At 64.3% G+C, this 18,751-nt stretch carries 18 protein-coding genes; 15 read left to right on the forward strand and 3 right to left on the reverse strand.

Going from position 1 to position 18,751, the window contains the following annotated elements:
- Positions 1 to 56: 56 nt before the first annotated feature.
- Positions 57 to 2,126 (forward strand): prolyl oligopeptidase family protein, encoded by a 2,070-nt coding sequence (locus BRA1417_RS0102670; protein ID WP_027514489.1) that lies wholly within the window; start codon positions 57 to 59, stop codon positions 2,124 to 2,126.
- Between the two features lie 181 nt (positions 2,127 to 2,307).
- On the opposite strand, the gene BRA1417_RS0102675 is transcribed toward BRA1417_RS0102670, so the two are convergent.
- On the reverse strand, positions 2,308 to 2,979 hold the full coding sequence (locus tag BRA1417_RS0102675) for a DUF938 domain-containing protein (protein ID WP_027514490.1): 672 nt from the start codon (positions 2,977 to 2,979) through the stop codon (positions 2,308 to 2,310).
- Between the two features lie 260 nt (positions 2,980 to 3,239).
- Between BRA1417_RS0102675 and soxX the strand changes: the two genes are divergently transcribed.
- From soxX to BRA1417_RS0102725, 10 genes are all read left to right on the forward strand, one after another.
- Complete coding sequence (gene soxX, locus BRA1417_RS0102680; RefSeq protein ID WP_027514491.1) at positions 3,240 to 3,593, forward strand: sulfur oxidation c-type cytochrome SoxX; 354 nt, start codon at positions 3,240 to 3,242, stop codon at positions 3,591 to 3,593.
- Between the two features lie 37 nt (positions 3,594 to 3,630).
- On the forward strand, positions 3,631 to 4,122 hold the full coding sequence (gene soxY / locus BRA1417_RS0102685) for a thiosulfate oxidation carrier protein SoxY (protein WP_027514492.1): 492 nt from the start codon (positions 3,631 to 3,633) through the stop codon (positions 4,120 to 4,122).
- Between the two features lie 15 nt (positions 4,123 to 4,137).
- The gene (gene soxZ / locus BRA1417_RS0102690; protein ID WP_027514493.1) at positions 4,138 to 4,449 is read left to right on the forward strand and encodes a thiosulfate oxidation carrier complex protein SoxZ; all 312 of its coding nucleotides are present in this window, start codon (positions 4,138 to 4,140) and stop codon (positions 4,447 to 4,449) included.
- Positions 4,449 to 5,312: a sulfur oxidation c-type cytochrome SoxA gene (soxA, locus tag BRA1417_RS0102695; RefSeq protein ID WP_027514494.1), complete on the forward strand. Its 864-nt coding sequence runs from the start codon at positions 4,449 to 4,451 to the stop codon at positions 5,310 to 5,312. The genes soxZ and soxA overlap by 1 nt, the downstream gene beginning before the upstream one ends.
- A complete protein-coding gene (locus tag BRA1417_RS0102700) occupies positions 5,309 to 5,626 on the forward strand; it encodes a hypothetical protein (RefSeq protein WP_027514495.1) in 318 nt (105 codons plus the stop codon). Before soxA ends, BRA1417_RS0102700 begins: the two co-directional genes overlap by 4 nt.
- Positions 5,627 to 5,681: 55 nt before the next feature.
- Complete coding sequence (gene soxB, locus BRA1417_RS0102705) at positions 5,682 to 7,433, forward strand: thiosulfohydrolase SoxB (RefSeq protein ID WP_027514496.1); 1,752 nt, start codon at positions 5,682 to 5,684, stop codon at positions 7,431 to 7,433.
- Entirely contained in the window at positions 7,430 to 7,885 is a 456-nt protein-coding gene (locus tag BRA1417_RS0102710) for a hypothetical protein (RefSeq protein WP_027514497.1), read from the forward strand. Before soxB ends, BRA1417_RS0102710 begins: the two co-directional genes overlap by 4 nt.
- Before the next feature lie 271 nt (positions 7,886 to 8,156).
- On the forward strand, positions 8,157 to 9,194 hold the full coding sequence (locus BRA1417_RS0102715; protein WP_027514498.1) for an MBL fold metallo-hydrolase: 1,038 nt from the start codon (positions 8,157 to 8,159) through the stop codon (positions 9,192 to 9,194).
- 76 nt (positions 9,195 to 9,270) lie between these two features.
- Positions 9,271 to 9,444 carry a hypothetical protein gene (locus BRA1417_RS43560; protein WP_156948556.1) on the forward strand — a complete coding sequence of 58 codons (174 nt, stop codon included), beginning with the start codon at positions 9,271 to 9,273 and terminating at the stop codon, positions 9,442 to 9,444.
- Between the two features lie 303 nt (positions 9,445 to 9,747).
- Entirely contained in the window at positions 9,748 to 10,956 is a 1,209-nt protein-coding gene (locus tag BRA1417_RS0102725) for an MFS transporter (protein WP_027514499.1), read from the forward strand.
- 179 nt (positions 10,957 to 11,135) lie between these two features.
- On the opposite strand, the gene BRA1417_RS0102730 is transcribed toward BRA1417_RS0102725, so the two are convergent.
- Positions 11,136 to 12,494, reverse strand: coding sequence for an MFS transporter (locus BRA1417_RS0102730; protein WP_027514500.1), 1,359 nt, complete (start codon positions 12,492 to 12,494; stop codon positions 11,136 to 11,138).
- Positions 12,495 to 12,639: 145 nt separating this feature from the next.
- On the opposite strand from BRA1417_RS0102730, the gene BRA1417_RS0102735 reads away from it, so the two are divergent.
- From BRA1417_RS0102735 to BRA1417_RS39460, 4 genes are all read left to right on the forward strand, one after another.
- Positions 12,640 to 13,293 (forward strand): ABC transporter ATP-binding protein, encoded by a 654-nt coding sequence (locus tag BRA1417_RS0102735; RefSeq protein WP_027514501.1) that lies wholly within the window; start codon positions 12,640 to 12,642, stop codon positions 13,291 to 13,293.
- Positions 13,290 to 15,752 carry an FtsX-like permease family protein gene (locus BRA1417_RS0102740; protein ID WP_027514502.1) on the forward strand — a complete coding sequence of 821 codons (2,463 nt, stop codon included), beginning with the start codon at positions 13,290 to 13,292 and terminating at the stop codon, positions 15,750 to 15,752. The genes BRA1417_RS0102735 and BRA1417_RS0102740 overlap by 4 nt, the downstream gene beginning before the upstream one ends.
- Entirely contained in the window at positions 15,742 to 16,824 is a 1,083-nt protein-coding gene (locus BRA1417_RS0102745) for a lipocalin-like domain-containing protein (RefSeq protein ID WP_027514503.1), read from the forward strand. Before BRA1417_RS0102740 ends, BRA1417_RS0102745 begins: the two co-directional genes overlap by 11 nt.
- Before the next feature lie 87 nt (positions 16,825 to 16,911).
- Positions 16,912 to 17,238: an MAPEG family protein gene (locus BRA1417_RS39460; RefSeq protein ID WP_245286340.1), complete on the forward strand. Its 327-nt coding sequence runs from the start codon at positions 16,912 to 16,914 to the stop codon at positions 17,236 to 17,238.
- Between the two features lie 174 nt (positions 17,239 to 17,412).
- On the opposite strand, the gene BRA1417_RS0102755 is transcribed toward BRA1417_RS39460, so the two are convergent.
- Positions 17,413 to 18,606, reverse strand: a complete 1,194-nt coding sequence (locus BRA1417_RS0102755; RefSeq protein ID WP_027514504.1) for an ABC transporter substrate-binding protein — start codon at positions 18,604 to 18,606, stop codon at positions 17,413 to 17,415.
- Positions 18,607 to 18,751 lie beyond the last annotated feature (145 nt).

Genomic DNA, 18,751 nt, shown 5'->3' on the forward strand with positions numbered 1-18,751 from the left:
TTGACGGTTTGCGTTCGATCAAATCCTATCCGCCGCAATCTTCCGGAGTTTCGTTCATGTCCGTCGACGACAGGCCTACGCTCAGCGCTCCCGACGACGATCCCTGGCTCTGGCTGGAGGAGATCGAAGGCAAGCAGGCGCTCGATTTCGTGGAGCGGCAGAACAGCCTGACGCTCGACGCCTTCGGCGGAGCGGCCTTCGCGCGCGACCGCGATATCCTCGCGGCGATCTACGATCGTCCCGACAACATTCCCTATGTCAGCCGGCGCGGCGACGAACTCCACAATCTCTGGAAGGACGCCACCAACCCGCGCGGCCTGTGGCGAAAGACTTCGCTCGCCGAGTTTCGCAAACCGCATCCCACGTGGGAGATCATGCTGGATGTCGACCAGCTCGCCGCGCGCGAAGGCGAGAACTGGCTGGTGAGCGGCATCACCACACAGAAGGGAAGCTCGCGGGCCATTTTGGGCCTGTCGCGCGGGGGCAGCGACGCCGTCACCTTGCGGGAATTCGACCTCGACACCAAGAGTTTCGTTGCCGACGGGTTTGCGCTGTCGGAAGCCAAGGGCGGCGTCGATTGGCTCGATGCCGACACGCTTCTGCTGTCGAGCGCCCATGGCGAAGGCATGGCGACTGCTTCCGGATATTCGCGGACGGTTCGCCTGTGGCGGCGCGGCCAGCCTGTCGATCAGGCGCAAATAATCATCGAGACGACGGCGGATCATATGGCGATCTCCGGCATCGTCGACGACACCGCGGCGGCCCCGCGCAGCTGGATCGTCGACCAGATCGATTTCTTCAATCATGCGCTCTGGCTGCGCGACGCAGACGGCACGACGACGAAGCTCGATCTGCCGACCGGCATCTGGTTGCAGGCGCATGGCGACTGGTTCGCGATGAAGCTGCGCGAAGCCTGGTCGATCGAGGGCAAAACCTATGCCGCCGATACCGTGCTCGGCATGTCGCTCTCGGCCTTCCTCGCCGGCAGCCGCGATTTCGCGGTGCTGTTCGAGCCGGAATCTCGCCGCGCCCTGCAAGGTCTGTTCTGGGCCGGAGGCAGGCTGGTGCTGTCGATCCTTGACGAGCTCCAGCCGCAATTCGAGATCTGCACGCCGTCCGTCACGAGCTGGAGCCGCGAGACGCTCGGCGGCCTGCCGCAGATCGGCGTCGTCGACATCTGGCCGCTGGATCGCCATCCCTCCGAGAGCAATGGCGACCTGCTTGCCAATGTGCAGGATCCGTTGACGCCGCCGTCGCTGCTGCTGATGGAGCGCGGCGTCGCGAGCCCGATTGTGCTGAAGCAGGCGCCGAAAACATTCAACGCCGACGGTCTCGTGGTGACCCAGCACGAGGCGATCTCGATCGACGGCGAACGCATCCCTTATGTGCAGACCGGCCCCGCCGGCGAGACCGGCGACGCACCGGTCTATATGAGCGCCTATGGCGGCTTCGCCCATTCGGTGAAGCCGTATTACAACCCGTCCCTCGGCAAGCTGTGGCTGGAGCGTGGCGGCACCACGGTGCAGGCGAATTTGCGCGGCGGCGGCGAATTCGGCACGGGCTGGCACGATGCCGGCCGACTCGCCGGCAAGAAACTGTCGCACGACGATTTCGCGGCCGTTGCCGCCGATCTCGTCCGCCGCGGCGTGACAACGGCAAAGCGCATTGCCGCACAGGGAGGATCGAACGGCGGCATCCTCATCACCAACATGCTGGTGCGATACCCCGAACGTTTCGGCGCGCTGTTCTGCACCATCCCGCTGATCGACATGCGTCGCTACACGAAGCTGCTCGCCGGCGCGAGCTGGATCGCGGAGTACGGCGATCCCGACAAGCCGGAGGAGTGGGACTGGCTGAAGACCTACTCCGCCTATCACAACGTCAAAGCCGGCCAGCCCTATCCGCCGATCCTGATCGCCACCACGCGGCGCGACGACCGTGTCCATCCCGGCCATGCGCGCAAGATGGCCGCAAAGCTGCAGGCCATGGGCTACGAAGCCTGGTTCTACGAGCCTGAAGCCGGTGGCCACGGCTACGGCAAGGACAACAAGGAGCGTGCGGGGTTCGAGGTGATTGGTTTTCGGTTTTTGAAAGAGAAGATCGGGTGGCGAGACGGGGAAGCGTGACGTTAATTTGATCGCTGCACGCCGAGGGCGCCGCTTACCTCTCCCGCTTGCGGGAGAGGTCGACGCGCTCGAAGAGCGCGGCGGGTGAGGGTTGTCTCCTCTGGGGGACATCCCGTTGCGGAGACACCCTCTCCCCAACCCTCCCCCGCAAGCGGGGGAGGGAGCGCACCGCCGTTGTGGCTTAGCGTGAAAACACCAGCGTGAAATTATTCGCCGGCATGTCGATCGTATCGACGAGGCGAAGACCTGCGCCGCGGGCGAGCGCTTCGACATCGGCGATATCACGCACGCCCCAGTCGGGATTGCCTTCACGCAAGGACGTGTCGAACACGGCGTTGCTGAGCGCGATGTGCTTGCCGCCGCGCTTGAACGGCCCGTAGAGGAACAGCTTGCCGTCGGCCCGCAAATAGCGGCCGGCGCCGGCGAACAGGCCCTCGGCGACGCTCCACGGCGCGATGTGGATGACATTGGCGCAGAACAATGCGGCAAGACTTGACGGCGCCTGCCCGCTCTTCATCTCCGGACACCAATCGGGATCGGTGAGATCGATCCGCAGCGGCGAGCGGATGTTTTTCAGGCCTGAATGAACGCGCCAGGCCTCGATGCTCTTGAGGTGGCGCGGGTTGAGATCGCTGGGCCACCAGATCAGGCCCGGCGTGTGACGAGCGAAGTGGACCACGTGCTGGCCGGTTCCGCTGCCGAGTTCGACCACGTTGCCGGTGCAGCCGGCGAGATGCTTTTCCAGTGCCGCCCAGAGCGGCTCGTGATTGCGATGAAATGCCGGTGCGTCGAGCCGCCCGTCGGACTCGACCCGACCGCCATCCCTGCCGAATTCGACGACATATTCAGCCAAGTGAGGTCCCCTTGAAAAAACGAGAACGCGATGAAAACAGGTTGAGCGGCAAAACGCTCAGGAAACAGCCGGCCCGCGCCCACGGGCCTTAACTCTCGGGCCAAATCGGCTGAACAAATAATCTCATTAGTTGCAATGGGGAAGATATTAACTTCATTTTGTCGCGTGCATAGTCTTGATTGTCAGGCGGTGCCCTTTGTGCTTTGGAACGCTTCTATTTCGCGATCGAGACCATCGATACAACGCCTCGGAATGACGCCTTGACCGCTTTTTCCCGGACGCCCGTTCTGTTCATCTTGCTGGCCATTGCGGCCGGCCTCGCCAGCCCGGCGTGGGCGCAGTCCGCTGTGGCCGACGGCAAGAAGCTCGCTTTCGACCGCGGCAAGGGCAATTGCCTGACCTGCCACGTGATCAAGGGTGGCGACCTGCCGGGAACGATCGGGCCGGAACTCAAGGACCTCAAGGCCAAGTACCCCGATCGCAACGAGCTGGCCGCGATCATCTTCGACGAGACCAAGCGCAATCCGCAGACCATGATGCCGCCGTTCGGCCGGAACCGGATTTTGACCGAACAGGAGATCAGCGCGATCGTTGATTTCCTGCAGACCCTGTGACTTCAGGCACGCCAAGAGATTGGTGAGGAGACCCGAGATGACCACACTCACCGGCCCAAGCGCGACGCGGCGCCTGATCGTTCAGGGCGCAGCCTCGGTCGCGCTGCTCGGCCTCGGCAATCTGCCGTTCGGCGCCGCTCCCGCGCGCGCCGCGGCCAACGACAAATATCCGGAAGAGGCGTTCAAGCAGAAGAGCGAGGCGGACGCCATCAAGGCGATCTACGGCAAAACCGCCGAGCCGTCCGACAAGGTCAAGCTGGACGCCCCCGAGATCGCCGAGAACGGCGGCGTGGTGCCGATCTCGGTGACGACGACGCTCGACAAGGTCACCTCGATCTCGTTCTTCGTGGCCGAGAACCCCAGCGCGCTGGCCGCGTCCTACAGGATTCCCGAAGGCACGATCCCTGCTGTCGCCAACCGGCTGAAGATGGCCAAGACCACCAACGTCGTTGCGATCGTGGAGGCCGACGGCAAGCTCTACAGCGCGACCAAAGAGGTCAAGGTCACCGTCGGCGGCTGCGGCGGCTAAGCGAGGAAGATCGAGATGGCATCCAGCATTCGCGTCCGCGCCACCGCCAACGGCGACATCACCGAGGTGCAGGCACTGATCCAGCACCCGATGGATACCGGCTTCGTCAAGGACGGCAAGGGCGAGCTGATCCCGGCGCATTACATCCAGCAGCTGAAATTCGAATGTAACGGCAAGGACGTCTTCGTTGCCGATTGGGGCACCGCGATCTCGAAGGACCCCTATGTCAAGTTCAGCTTCAAGGGGGCCAAGAAGGGCGACGATCTCAAGGTCTCCTGGACCGATAACAAGGGTGCGTCGGACACGACCACCGCGAAGATCTCGTGATGAAGGCCCGCACCTCCATCCTGCTTGGTTCGTTGAGCGCCGCGCTCGTCGCGTTCGCCCTCACCTCTCCGCGCGTGGTGGCGGCCGACAAGGTCGACCCCGTCGCCGATGCCAAGGCGTTCCAGAACTTCTTCTTCCAGAAATTCCCGACCGTGAAGCACGAGGATTTCGTCAACGGTCCTTATTCCATGAACGAGGACATGAAGCGGCAGTGGCAGGAGAAAGAGGAATTCCCGCCCTACGAGTTCGCGCTCGACGCCGGCAAGGAAATGTTCGCCACCCCGTTCAAGAACGGCAAGACCTATGCCGACTGCTTCCCGAACGGCGGCATCGGCATCCGTCAGAACTATCCTTATTTCGACGAGAAGGAAGGCAAGGTCGTCACGCTGGAGCTGGCGCTCAACCGCTGCCGCGAGGCCAATGGCGAGGCGCCTTATTCCTACGTCAAGGACGAGATGGCCTCGCTCACCGCGTACATGGCCTTCACCTCGCGCGGCAAGCCGATGGACATCAAGATTCCCGATGATCCTCGCGCGCTCGCGGCCTTCGAGAACGGCAAGCGCTATTTCTACACGCGCCGCGGCCAATTGAATTTCTCCTGCGCGAGCTGCCATGTGCAGAGCCCGGGCGAGCGCATCCGCGCCGAGATCCTGGCGCCGGCGCTCGGCATTCTGAACGCGATGCCGATCTACCGCTCCGAATGGAGCGGCATGGGCACCACCAGCCGCCGCTTCATCACCTGTAACAGCCAGACCCGCGCGGTTCCGCTGGAGCCGCAGGCGGATGAATATCGCGACGTCGAATATTTCCTGTCCTACGTCGCCAACGGCCTGCCGATATCGGGACCGGGAGCGCGGCCATGAAGCGGTCACTTGCTCTCGCCGTGGTGCTTGCCTTGCCGCTCGCCCTGAGCCTCGCGCCGGCGGCCCACGCTGCAAATGAGGCAGACTACAAGACCGCCTATTCCGCCGCCGAAGCTGCCGCAAAGGAGGCTGCCGGCTTGCGCCACCAATGGACCGTGACCGTCTCGACGCTGGCCGCCGCGAAGAAGGCGGCCGATGGCGGCGATTTCGACCGCGCCGTGGCCGCAGCCAGGGAGGCCGAGGCGCTGGCGAAAGCGTCGGTCTTCCAGGCGATTTCCGAAAAAGAAGCCTGGAAGGCGATGGAAATCCGCTAGACTGTTCGCTCCTGCAACAGCCTTGCGACCATGAGAGGGCGCGGAGAATTTCTGGATGGCGATCCGCCGCCGCGATTTCCTGAAGAATGCAGGCCTTGCTGCCGCATCGCTTAGCCTGCCACGGCTTGCGCGCGGTGCTGAGGCCGCGAGCATTTACGACCTCGAGCGGTTCGGAAATGCGCGGATCCTTCACCTCACCGACACGCATGCGCAACTCAATCCGGTCTATTTTCGCGAGCCCAGCATCAATATCGGGATCGGCGAGATGGCGGGACGGCCGCCGCACCTGGTCGGCCGCGCCTTCCTCGACCGTTTCGGCATCAGGTCTGACAGCGCCGACGCCTATGCCTTCAGCTGCTTCGAGTTCGAGAAGTCCGCAGGTCGCTTCGGCAAGCTCGGCGGCTTCGCCCATCTGAAGACGCTGATCGACCGCTTGCGCGGCGATGTCGGCGAAAAACACTCCGTGCTCGTTGACGGTGGCGACCTCTGGCAGGGCTCGGGACTGGCCAACATCATGCAGGGCCGCGACATGGTCGAGGCCGCAAACCTGCTCGGTATCGAGGCGATGACCGGGCATTGGGAATTCACCTACGGCGAGCAGGCGCTGCGCGACAATCTCGCGCGCTTCAAGGGCGAGTTTCTGGCGCAGAACGTTTTCCTCACCGAGGAAGCGGCATTCAACGACGCCGCCGCCTTCGACAAGGCGACGGGGCGCGTGTTCAAGCCCTCCGTGATCAAGGAGCTCGGCGGCCACCGCGTCGCGATCGTCGGCCAGGCCTTCCCTTACGTGCCGATCGCGCATCCCAAACGGTTCACACCGGACTGGAGCTTCGGCATCCGCGAGGAGGAACTTCAGAAGCATGTCGATGGCTTGCGCGGCATCGACAAGGTCGATGCGGTCATCCTGCTGTCGCACAACGGTATGGACGTCGATCTCAAGCTCGCAAGCCGCGTCACCGGCATCGACGTCATCCTCGGCGGCCATACCCATGACGCGATCCCGCAGCCCATTGCAGTGAAAAATGCGAGCGGCACGACGCTGGTCACCAATGCCGGCTCCAACGGGAAATTCCTGGCCGTGCTCGATCTCGCACTCGACAAGGGCAAGGTCGGCGACGTCAAATATCATCTGCTGCCGGTCTATTCCGAGCTGTTGAAACCTGATCCTGGGATGGCCGAACTGATCGGCCGGCTGCGGGCGCCCTACGTCAACGACTGGTTGGAGAAGATCGCGACGCCCGATCGCCTGCTGTATCGCCGCGACAATTTCGCCGGCCCGGTCGACGAGCTGATCTGCAGCGCGCTACGCACCGAGCTCAACGCCGAGATCGCGCTGTCGCCGGGCTTCCGCTGGGGCGTCACCGGGCTGTCCGGTCAGGCGCTGACGATGGAGGATTTGCTCGCCGAAACCGCGATCAGCTATCCCGAGACCTATGTGCAGGAGATGACCGGCGCCCAGATCAAGGACGTGCTGGAAGACGTCTGCGACAATCTCTTCAATACCGATCCTTATTACCAGCAGGGTGGCGACATGGTGCGCGCCGGCGGGCTCAGCTACACCTGCACGCCGACGGCGGCGATCGGCAGCCGCATCTCGGAGCTGAAGCTCCATGGCGGCAAGGCGCTCAGTGCCAGCCACCGCTACAAGGTCGCGGGCTGGGCCTCGGTCAACGGCCAGCAGGGCGCGCCGGTGTGGGATGTGGTGGCCAAATATCTGCGCTCGGGCCGGATGTTTCAGGAGCGGCTCGGCTCCGGCGTCACGCTGAAAGGCGTCGACGGCAATCCGGGCATCGCAGGACAGGGATGATGCGGTCGCAAACCCTATCCGCGATGCTGCTGGCGCTATTCGCCTGGGCGGCGCCGCCGGCTTTCGCGCAGCAGGTGCCGCTCCAGGACAAGCCGTTCGCCGAGCACAAGATCGTGCTGCAGCTCTCCGATGGCGATGCCAGGAAGCAAGCTCTGGTGCTCAGCGTCGCCAACAATTTGCTGAAAGCCTACGACCCCGACAAGGTGGCGGTCGAGGTGGTGGCGTTTGGTCCCGGCATCGATCTCCTGTTGTCAGGCAACGAGCGCCGCAAGCAGGTCGAGAGCCTGATCGCGCAAGGCGTACGCTTCGACATCTGTCTCAACACCGTCGACACGATCGAACGGGAGACCGGCAAGCGGCCGGACTTCATCCCCACGGCGACACCGGTGCAGGTCGGGGTCGGGCAGATCCTGTTTCTCAGCGAGAACGGGTACACATTGGTGAGGCCCTGAGCCTTTTGTCGGGGCAAAGCGTCGCGGCACATCGGTGTCATCGCTCGCGAAGGCGGGCGATCCAGTACTCCGAGACCGCGAGGGGTACGGAAAGGACGCGGCGTACTGGATTCCCCGCCTTCGCGGGGAATGACAGCGGTGGCCAGGTGACGCCCACTCGCCCGTCACAGGAATAAAAATCTTCCAAATTTTGCTGCTTACACAGTGAATTGCTTCTCTTGTGAGCCCGAAATGTAGTAGAATCTCGGGGTAATTCACGCCGGGTCTCGCCATGATCTTCCGTCAGCTCTTCGACAGTGTTTCGGGTACCTACAGCTATCTCCTGGCGAGCCGCCCCGGCGGCGAGGCGCTGATCCTCGATCCCGTACTGGAGAAGGTCGACCGCTACTGCCAGCTGCTGCGCGAGCTCGACCTCAAGCTGGTCAAGGCCGTCGACACCCATCTGCACGCCGACCACGTCACCGGCCTCGGCGAGCTGCGCGACCGCACCCATTGCATGACCGTGATGGGCGACCAGACCAAGGCCGACGTGGTGGCGATGCGGGTTGCCGACGGCGACAAGGTGACGATCGAGGGCCTGTCGCTCGACGTGATGTACACGCCCGGTCACACCGACGATTCCTATTCCTATTTGATGGGCGACCGCGTCTTCACCGGCGACACGCTGCTGATCCGCGGCACCGGCCGCACCGATTTCCAGAACGGCTCGTCGCGCGCGCAGTACGATTCGATCTTCAACCGCCTGCTCAAGCTGCCGGACGAGACCATGGTGTTCCCGGCGCATGACTACAAGGGCGACACCGTCTCCACCATCGGCGAGGAGAAGCGCTACAATCCGCGGCTCCAGGTGCGCTCGGTCGACGACTATATCGAGCTGATGGCCAATCTGAAGCTGCCCAATCCGAAGATGATGGACGTCGCCGTGCCCGCCAACATGCATGTCGGCCTGCACCAGGAGGAGCTGGAGAAAGAGGGCCGCGCGCTGCGCGCCGTCGAGGCCATCCGCAGCCTCGGCCGGCCCGATATCCTACTGGTCGATTTGCGCGAGGCCAACGAACGGATGAAGCACGGCATGCTCGAAGGCGCGCTGCATACGCCCTATCCGTCTGTCGAGGACAGCCTCAAGCCCGGCGGCATGCTGCGCGAGGTCGCGGCCGCCACCGGCCGCCGCGTCGTGTTCTTCTGCGCCTTCGGCGAACGCTCCGCGATGGCTGTCGCCGCCGCGAAGGAGGCCGGGCTCACCAACACCGCCCACATCGCCGGCGGCATCGATGCCTGGAAGAAGGCCGGCGGGCCGGTGGTGCACTGACCGCCTTGAGATAAGTCAGGAACCGCACATATCTTCCGGATAGGATCGGGCGCAGCATCACCATCCGGGACCAGCCATGGCCAAGATCGGCAAGCCGAACGCGCCGCCCAAAATTGCGGACGAAACGCCAGCAAAAGACAAAGCGAAGAAGCCTCCGCCTCCGCGCGACACCGAAGACGATGATTACGAAGACGGCGACATCGCGACACCGAAGCGCGACCGCTACGGGCCGGATGACGAGCCATTTTGAGGGGTCGCGCAGACAAGGCCTTAGTCGCGCGCTGGCGCAACATCATCAGTGTCGTCCCGGCGAAGGCCGGGACCCATACCGCGTGATCTCTCGATCGAGGCAGGTCGCAGTACCCCACGATCATCCTCCGCCAAACTCCTTCCTGGGGTTATGGGTCCCGGCCTTCGCCGGGACGACGATGCGGAAGCGTCCTGCCCCTCACTTCTCCCGCCCCGCGCTACTGCCATGCGCCTGCGTTCATGGACAAATAACCGCTCTGGCCGATAGTTTGCGCGTCTCCAAAGGACATAAAACGGAACTGCAATGGTCGACGTTCTCGCCGCACCGCAACAAGGCAAGGCGGACAGCGCGCTACGCACGCTGACGGGAATCTCGATCGCGCATTGGGTCAGCCATTTCCATCTGCTGGTCCTGCCGATGCTGTTTCCCTTCCTCAAGAATCAACTCGGCGTCGGCTATGTCGAGCTCGGCTTTGCGCTCACCGTGTCGGCCGTGGTGTCGGGGCTGACGCAGGCGCCGACCGGCTATCTCGTCGACCACTTTGGCGCGCGACGGATCCTGCTGGGCGGTCTCACCCTCGGCGGCTTCGCGCTGATCCTACTCGGCCTGCATCTCAGCTACACCTCGCTGATCGCCTGCGCCGTGCTGCTCGGGCTCGCCAACAGCGTCTACCATCCCGCCGATTACGCCATCCTTGCCGAGCACATGGATGAAGCGCGGATGGGTCGCGCCTTCTCGATCCATACTTTTGCCGGCTATTTCGGCGGCGCGGTGGCGCCGGCGATCGTCGCCGCGATGGTCATCGTGTCCGGTGGCGCCGGTGCGCTGATCGCATCGGGTGCGATCGGCGTTCTGGTCGCGCTGTTGCTGGTGACGATGAACATTCCCGATGCCAGCGCGCACAAGACCAAGCCGGGCACCGAGGGCGCACCAAAACAAGCCGTGATCACGCCGGCGCTGATCACGCTGACAGCACTGTTCATGCTGCTCAGCCTGTCGGTCGCCGGCATCAACAATTTCGGCGTAGTGGCGCTGATGGGCGGCTACGGTGTGACCTATTCCGCGGCCAATGTCGCGCTCACCGCGTTCCTCGGTGCAAGCGCCGCCGGCGTGCTCGCGGGCGGCTTCCTTGCCGACCGCACCGAGCGCCACGGCTATGTCGCCGCCGCCTGCTTCGCCGCGAACGCGGCGATCGTGCTGCTGATCGCGCTGGTCACGCTGCCGGGCTGGGCGCTGACCGCCACGATGGCGGCTGCGGGATTCCTCTCCGGCGTGATCGCGCCCTCGCGCGACATGCTGGTGCGCAATGCAGCGCCGCCCGGCGCGGCCGGCCGCGCCTTCGGCATCGTCTCCACCGGCTTCAATCTCGGCGGCATCGTCAGCCCGCTGCTGTTCGGCTGGATCATGGACCAGAGCGCGCCGCATTGGGTGTTCGGGGCGTCCGTGATCTTCATGCTCGCGACGGTGGTGCTGTCGCCGTTCACGGAGCGGAAGGCGAAAGCCAGTTCTTAAGTCACCAGCGCCACTACAAACTTAACCGTCGTCCCGGCGAAGGCCGGGACCCATAGCCACCGAAAGGTGTTGCGGCGCGGGCTGGTCAATACCAGTCTTCGCCCAACTAAAAATCGTGGTTATGGATCCCGGCCTTCGCCGGGATGACAGTTGTGATTGGGTTGGCTGAAGTGGCCCCCTTACGTCGGCGACACCGCGCTCTTCAGCGGCGCGGCCTGCGGCGTAGCTCCACCGGTCAGCCTGGCCTTTTCCGTGTTCGGCCAGAGCAGGAGCAGCCCGAGCAGGCCGGAGCCGACCATGATCGCGGCGTTGATGGTGAAGCCGGTCATGTAGCCGTCCAGCATGCTGCCGGCGCGCTGGATCACGCTGCCCATCACCAACGGCGCGACGATGCCCGAAAGCGTATAGAGCGCGCCGTAGATCGCGAGAACCGCGCCGCGCTGCGACGTCGGCGTGAACTCGCCGAGCATGGGCGGACAGACGACGTAGATCGCGCCGCACAGGCCGGAGCCGACCACGAGCAGGGCGATCTGAAGGCCGGCGCCTTGGACGTGCGGCATCATCGCGAGGATCAGGCCGCCGACGATCAGCGGCACCGAGCCGAGCACGCCGCGGGAGATCCGCGACGTGTAGCCGCGTGCCAGCATCACCTGCGAGATCCAGCCCGTCAGAATGACGATGGTCGCCCCGAACACCCAGGGCAGGATCGAGACGAAGCCCGCCTGAGACTGCGAGAAGCCGAGGCCCTTGACGATGAAGGGCGTGAACCAGGTGAGCCCGAGCGACAGCGCCCAATAGGCGCCGAAAGTCGCGGTCACGCAGCCGATGAAGGTGCGCGATGTCAGAAGCTGCAGATAGGGTATTTTCGGTTCGATCACGGCCGATGCGTGGGTGTCCAGCGGGCCTTCCTTGCCGAGTGCGAGCCAGGCGGCGACCCAGATCAGGCCGACGATTCCAAGCGCACCGAACGCATAGTGCCAGGAATGATTGACGATGATCCAGTTCAGCGCCGGGACCGCCAGGATCACGCCAAAGGCCGAACCTTGCGACAGGATTGCGGTCGGCATCGTGCGCTTCTCGTCGGGGAACCATTTGTAGACTGCGTGCATCGCCACCGAGGCCGCCGGGCCTTCGCCGGCGCCGAGCACGATGCGGCAGATCAGGAGCGTGGTGAAAGAGACGGTGCCGACCATCGGAAACTGCGTCAGCGCCCAGATCACCGCGAGGGTCAACAGCACCCAGCGGGTCGGTACCTTGTTGACGATGAAGCCGACCACGATCGCCGAGATCGAGAACAGGAAGAAGAACGACGAACCGAGCAGACCGAACTGCTCGGGCTCGAGCTTCAGCTCGGTCATGATCGGAACGCCCGCGAGACCGACGACGATCTTGTCGGCGAAGTTCACCAGCATGAAAAGAAACAGGAGAAATGTAACGGTCCAGGCCCCCTTTGGCGTTTCCTTGGACGTTTGCTTCGACGTTTCCTTGGACATCCCCGTCATCTTGCCCGCCGCGGGCTGCGTTGCCTGAGCGCTCATCGTTCTCCCCGTCGTCCCTTTTTGGCACTTTTTTGATGTGGTCCTCTTAGGAGCTAACAACGGCTTCAAGACCAACGCAACCCGGCATTTCCGCAGCAAGTGTGCTACGCAGCAATCCCGCTAATTCCGTCCGGCGCCATTCATCGTGCTGAGCATCCGAAACCTCTCCAAGACGTTCTCTTCGGCCGGTGAGCCGGTCCATGTCCTGCGCGGCGTCGATCTCGACCTCAAGGCCGGCGAACGCGTCGCACTGACCGGTGAGTCCGGCAGCGGCAAGAGCACGCTGTTGCACCTGATCGCAGGGCTCGATGCCGCCGATGGCGGCACGATCCGCCTGGAGGACATCGAGGTCACCAAATTGTCCGATGCGGGACGCGCGGGCCTTCGGCGCGACCGGATCGGCTTGGTGTTTCAACAGTACAATCTGATCCCGAGTCTGTCGGTCGGAGACAATCTGGTGTTTCAGGCGCGGATCGCCGGCCGGTACGACGCAGCTTGGTACAAGGAGCTGATCGAACGTCTCGGGCTTGGCGGCCTGCTCAAGCGTTATCCAGAACAATTATCGGGCGGACAGCAGCAACGGGTCGCGATCGGCCGGGCCCTCGCAACAAAGCCGTCGTTGCTGCTGGCGGACGAGCCGACCGGCAATCTCGACGAGGCCACCGCCGAGGACGTGCTGGCCCTGACGCGCGACCTCGTCACGCGCACCGGCTGCGGCTTTCTGATGGTGACGCACAGCCTGCATCTGGCCGCGACACTCGATCGCCACGTCAATCTGCATGCCGGGCGGATCGCATGAGGCGCGCGCTCTGGGTCCTCGCGGTGCTGCTCAGCCATTGGCGGCGCCACAAGATGCAGTTCGCGACGCTCCTGATCGGGCTGATTGCGGCGACCGCGCTGTGGAGCGGCGTGCAGGCGATCAACCAGCAGGCCCGCAACGCCTATGACCGCGCCGCGGCAACCTTCGGCGGCGCGCGCACGCCGATGCTGGTCGCACCTGATGCCGCGACCTTCCCGCAGGAATTGTTCGTCAGGCTCCGCCGCGCCGGCTGGCCGGTCTCGCCGATGCTGGAGGGACGGGTCCAGGTCAACGGGCGTTCGGTCCGGCTGCTCGGCATCGAGCCGGTGACGCTGCCGGTCGATGTCGGCAACGCACCGCGCCTCGGTGCCGCCGATCTGAGCAGCTTCGTGGCTCCGCCGGGCCAGACGCTGGTGGCGAAGGAAACGATGACCGATTTGCAGGAGCAGGAGGGCGCGGCACCAGCGATCAGCAACGGCGCAAAACTGCCGCCGCTGCGCGTGCTGCCGCAGCTCGTGCCCGACGTGCTCGTCGTGGATATCGGCGTGGCGCAGCGCCTGCTGAACAAGCCGGACCAGATCTCGCGGCTGCTGATCGGTAAACCGAAGGGCAAGCTCGCGCCCTTGGCGAGCGTCGTCGGCGACCGCTTGCAGCGGGTTGAGCCGGATGCGGAGACTGAGCTGGAGCGCCTCACCGACAGCTTTCACCTCAACCTCACTGCGTTCGGCCTGCTGTCGTTCTTCGTCGGTCTTTTCATCGTCAATTCGGCCGTCGGCCTCGCCTTCGAGCAGCGGCTGCCAATGCTGCGCACGCTGCGGGCCTGCGGTGCCTCGGCGCGACTGGTCAACACCGTGCTGGTTGTCGAGCTCGTGGCGCTGTCGCTGGTCGCAGGCCTGATCGGGCTTGCCTGCGGCTATTTCATTGCGGCCGCGCTCTTGCCCGACGTCGCAGCATCCCTGCGTGGACTCTATGGCGCGCAGATCCCGGGGCAGCTCAGCTTGCGACCTGAATGGTGGCTCGCCGGGATCGGCATCAGCATTGCCGGCGCGCTTGTTGCCGCGGCGACCAGCCTGATCAAGGCCGTCAGGATGCCGGTGCTGGCGACCGCGCAGCCGCGCGCCTGGCAACAGAGGCAGCGCCGTTGGCTGATCCTGCAAAGCGGAGCTGCCTGCGCCGTGTTCGCGGTCGCGCTGTTGCTGCTCCAGTACGGGCAATCGCTGATCGCGGGCTTTGGCGTGCTGGCAGCGCTGATGCTCGGCGCCGCGTTGATCCTGCCGGCCTTCCTCGACATCATCCTGCGGGCCGGGCAGCGTTTCGCACGAAGGCCGCTCGCGCTGTGGTTCTGGGCGGACAGCCGGCAGCAGCTCTCGGGTTTGTCGCTGGCGCTGATGGCGCTGCTGCTCGCGCTCGCCGTCAATGTCGGCGTGTCCACCATGGTGGAAACGTTCAGCCGCACCTTCATCGGCTGGCTCAACGGGCGGCTCGCAGCCGACGTCTACATCAGCGCCTCCGACAATGCGAAAGGCGTCGCGATCCGCAACTGGCTGAAGGAGCGCCGCGATGTCGAGGCGATCCTGTCGGGCGGACGCGCCGAGGCGCAGGTACAGGGCCAGCCGGTGGAGCTGCTCGGCCTGCCCGATCATGCGCTCTATCGCGAGCGCTGGCCGCTGCTGGAAGCCGCGCCCCGTGCCTGGACCCGGCTCGTGCCCGGTAATGCGGCCTTCATCAGCGAGCAGCTGAGCCGCCGCCTCAACGTCCGCGTCGGTGACGTCGTTGAGGTCCCGGCGCCGGGCGGCACCTGGGAGCTCGACATCGTCGGCATCTATGCCGACTACGGCAATCCCAAGGGCCAGCTCGCGGTGAATGTCGCGGCGCTGATCCGGCATTTTCCGCAGACGCCGCAGACGCGCATCGGCCTCATTGTCGCAAAGCAGAATATCCCCGGCCTGATCACGGCGTTGCAGACGCAGTTTGCGCTCGACGACCGCAGCGTCGCCGACCAGGCGACGGTGAAGGCGGAGTCGATCCGGATCTTCAACCGCACCTTTGCGGTGACGTCGGCACTGAACGCGTTCACGCTCGGCGTCGCCGGCATCGCGCTTCTGACCAGCCTTCTCACGCTGGCGAATTCCCGCCTGCCGCAGCTCGCGCCGCTCTGGGCGATCGGCATCACACGGCCACGCCTTGCCGCGATCGAATTGACCAAGACGCTGTCGGTCGCGCTGTTCACCTCGCTCCTGGCCGTGCCACTCGGGCTGCTGGTGGCGTGGTGCCTGATCGCGATCGTCAACGTGAAGGCGTTCGGCTGGCGGCTGCCGTTTCATGTATTTCCGTTGCAACTGGTCGAGCTGGTCGCGGTCGCGCTGTTTGCCTCGTTGCTTGCCGCCCTGCTGCCGATGATCCGACTGGCCCGAATGCAGCCGGCGAGCCTCGTCAAGGTGTTTGCCAATGAGCGCTGACAGGATCTCGCGACGCACCTTCGCCGGCGGCATCGCCGCACTCGCGGCAGTCCGCCGCGCGGGCGCACAAGGCTATGCCGGGCTCGGCGCGACGGCCGACGGCTTTGCCAAAGTGACGCCGGGAAAGACACTCGCCTTTCCGGCCGATCACGGGCCGCATCCGGAGTTTCGCATCGAGTGGTGGTATCTCACGGCGAATCTCGTCGATGCCAGCGGCGCGGCTTGCGGCCTGCAATGGACGCTGTTTCGCCAGGCGACGCAGCCGGGACCGCAGGGCGAAGGCTGGGCCAATCAGCAGGTGTGGATGGCGCATGCGGCGGTGACGCGCGCCGATACCCACCGTATCAACGAGCTGTTTTCCCGCGGCGGTGTGGGACAGGCCGGCGTCACGGCGAAACCGTTCTCAGCCTGGATCGACGATTGGGCGATGAACGGATCCGAGCACACTGAAGATCGCACCTTGGCGCCGCTGACGCTGAAGGCCGCTGGCACCGACTTCAGTTACGCGCTGACGCTTGAGGCCGATCGTCCGGTGGCGCTGCAGGGCGACGGCGGCTACAGCCGCAAGTCGGAGCGCGGACAGGCCTCCTATTATTACAGCCAGCCGTTTTACCGCGCCCGCGGCACGCTCAGCATCGACGACGGGACGGTCGATGTTTCCGGCCAGGCCTGGATGGACCGCGAATGGAGCAGCCAGCCGCTCGACGCCGACCAGACCGGCTGGGACTGGCTGTCGCTGCATCTCGCGTCCGGCGACAAGCTGATGCTGTACCGGCTGCGCCAGAAGGACGGCCAAAATTATCCGTTCGGCAACTGGATCTCCGCCGCCGGCGACACGCACATGATTGCGGGCGACGACATCCAGATGAGTCCGAAGGCGACCGCCGAGGTCGCGGGACACAAGCTGCCGGTGGAATGGCAGATCGCGATTCCCTCGCGGTCGTTCTCGATCCTGTGCAAGCCGCTCAATCCAAAGGCGTGGATGGGGACCGGCTTTTCCTATTGGGAAGGACCGATCAGCTTTGCCGGCACGCATGACGGCGTTGGCTATCTCGAGCTGACCGGGTATTGAACCGGGACCTCTTCGAAGGGACTAGCGATGCATCACCTCACCGCCCTCGTCACGCTGCTGGCGATCCTGTTCTAGTTTTTCACCACCATCAACGTGTCGCGCGCGCGCACCAAGACCGGCGTCAAGGTGCCGGCAATGTCTGGCCATCCGGATTTTGAACGCGCGTTCCGGATCCAGATGAACACGCTGGAATGGATGCCGATCTTCCTGCCGTCGCTCTGGCTGTTTGCGATTTACATCAATGATGCCGGTGCAGCGGCGATCGGCGCGGTCTGGATCGTCGGCCGCATCGTCTACTTCATCGGATATTCGAAGGCCGCCGCAAAACGCGGCCCGGGATTTTTTATTCAGGGTATTGCGGCCATCGCGCTGTGGGCGGGGGCGTTGGGCGCGGTGGTGCTGCGGCTGGTGTGAGGGGCGGGCTGTTCCTACACACTCGGCGTCGTCCTGGCGAAAGCCAGGACCCATAACCACAGGGCATGGTTGTGGGCACGATCGTGGCCACAGTTTGTTTCAACAATTGCCGGCTGGGGTAATGGGTCCTGGCTTTCGCCAGGACGACATCTCGCTTTTTAAGCCGCCGTCATCTCACTTCGTCAGCGGACAGCCGCTCTCCTTGGCAGTGAAGAACGCCTTGTCGCCGGGAACGACCGCGAGCTGCTTGTAATAATCCCAGGGCTTCTTCGATTCCGAGGGCTTCTTGACCTCGAACAAATACATGTCGTGGACCATGCGGCCGTTCTCGAGCACCTTGCCGCCTTGCGCGAAGTCGTCGTCGACCGGCAGCTCCTTCAGTTTCTTGGCGACCGCATCCGGATCCTTGGTGCCGGCGGCTTTGACCGCCTTGAGATAGCTCAGCGTCGCCGAATAGGTGCCGGCCTGGATCATGTTCGGCATCCGGCCGGTGCGCTTGAGAAAGCGTTCGCCGAGATTGCGCGTGCGGTCGTTGATATCCCAGTAATAGCCCTCGGTCAGCACCAGGCCTTGCGCGGCCTGCAAGCCGAGGCCGTTCACTTCGGCGAGCGTCATCAGGAGACCCGCGAGCTTCTGGCCACCGGAGACGATGCCGAACTCGGACGCCTGCTTGATCGAGTTGGTGGTGTCGAGGCCGGCATTGGCAAGGCCGACGATCTTCGCCTTCGAGCTCTGCGCCTGGAGCAGGAAGGAGGAGAAGTCCGAGGAGTTGAGCGGCACGCGCACAGAACCCAGCACCTTGCCGCCATTAGCCGTGACGATCTCGCTGGTGTCCTTCTCGAGCGCATAGCCGAAGGCGTAGTCCGCGGTGAGGAAGAACCAGCTGTCGCCGCCGGCCTTGGTCAGCGAGCCGCCGGTGCCGACGCCGAGCGCGCGAGTGTCATAGGCCCAGTGGAAACCGTAGGGCTGGCAGGCATCGCCGGTGAGGCGCGAGGTCGCAGCGCCGACGACGATGTCGATCTTCTTCTTTTCCTTGGAGAGCTCGTGGATCGCGAGCGCGACCGATGAGGTCGTCAGCTCCGTGATCATGTCGACATTCTCGACGTCATACCAGCGGCGCGCGATCGAGGTCGCAAGATCCGGCTTGTTCTGGTGGTCGGCGGTGACGAGTTCCACCTTCTGCCCCAGCACCTCGCCGCCGAAATCCTCGATCGCCATCCTGGCGGCCTCGACCGACCATTTGCCGCCGTAATCGGCATAGACGCCGGACTGGTCGTTGAGGATGCCGATCTTGACGCCTTGCGCAGAGGCCGGCTCGGCCAGCAACAGGGCGGAGCTTGCGACAGCGGCCAAAAGTGCTGATTTCATTCGTTGGCTCCCAGCAGTTTTCTGTTTTGAAATCGCGCGGATACTAGTGAAGAACCCCGCGCCTGCCCATCCATTTCGGCCTAGGCCGTTAGTATGGGCGCGGCCATCTTGATGAGGAGCTGCCGTCGTCCTGGACAAGCGAGCG

The sequence above is a fragment of the Bradyrhizobium sp. WSM1417 genome (assembly GCF_000515415.1).
Lineage (GTDB): Bacteria > Pseudomonadota > Alphaproteobacteria > Rhizobiales > Xanthobacteraceae > Bradyrhizobium.

What these genes read in the sequence shown, in the direction of transcription:
- BRA1417_RS0102715 (WP_027514498.1), top strand. Translation starts at nt 8,157, where the DNA reads ATGATCTTCCGTCAGCTCTTCGACAGTGTTTCGGGTACCTACAGCTAT.
- BRA1417_RS0102730 (WP_027514500.1), bottom strand. Translation starts at nt 12,494, where the DNA reads ATGAGCGCTCAGGCAACGCAGCCCGCGGCGGGCAAGATGACGGGGATG.
- BRA1417_RS0102740 (WP_027514502.1), top strand. Translation starts at nt 13,290, where the DNA reads ATGAGGCGCGCGCTCTGGGTCCTCGCGGTGCTGCTCAGCCATTGGCGG.
- BRA1417_RS0102710 (WP_027514497.1), top strand. Translation starts at nt 7,430, where the DNA reads ATGATGCGGTCGCAAACCCTATCCGCGATGCTGCTGGCGCTATTCGCC.
- soxA (WP_027514494.1), top strand. Translation starts at nt 4,449, where the DNA reads ATGAAGGCCCGCACCTCCATCCTGCTTGGTTCGTTGAGCGCCGCGCTC.
- BRA1417_RS43560 (WP_156948556.1), top strand. Translation starts at nt 9,271, where the DNA reads ATGGCCAAGATCGGCAAGCCGAACGCGCCGCCCAAAATTGCGGACGAA.
- BRA1417_RS0102700 (WP_027514495.1), top strand. Translation starts at nt 5,309, where the DNA reads ATGAAGCGGTCACTTGCTCTCGCCGTGGTGCTTGCCTTGCCGCTCGCC.
- BRA1417_RS0102670 (WP_027514489.1), top strand. Translation starts at nt 57, where the DNA reads ATGTCCGTCGACGACAGGCCTACGCTCAGCGCTCCCGACGACGATCCC.
- BRA1417_RS0102755 (WP_027514504.1), bottom strand. Translation starts at nt 18,606, where the DNA reads ATGAAATCAGCACTTTTGGCCGCTGTCGCAAGCTCCGCCCTGTTGCTG.
- soxZ (WP_027514493.1), top strand. Translation starts at nt 4,138, where the DNA reads ATGGCATCCAGCATTCGCGTCCGCGCCACCGCCAACGGCGACATCACC.
- soxB (WP_027514496.1), top strand. Translation starts at nt 5,682, where the DNA reads ATGGCGATCCGCCGCCGCGATTTCCTGAAGAATGCAGGCCTTGCTGCC.
- BRA1417_RS0102725 (WP_027514499.1), top strand. Translation starts at nt 9,748, where the DNA reads ATGGTCGACGTTCTCGCCGCACCGCAACAAGGCAAGGCGGACAGCGCG.
- BRA1417_RS0102745 (WP_027514503.1), top strand. Translation starts at nt 15,742, where the DNA reads ATGAGCGCTGACAGGATCTCGCGACGCACCTTCGCCGGCGGCATCGCC.
- soxY (WP_027514492.1), top strand. Translation starts at nt 3,631, where the DNA reads ATGACCACACTCACCGGCCCAAGCGCGACGCGGCGCCTGATCGTTCAG.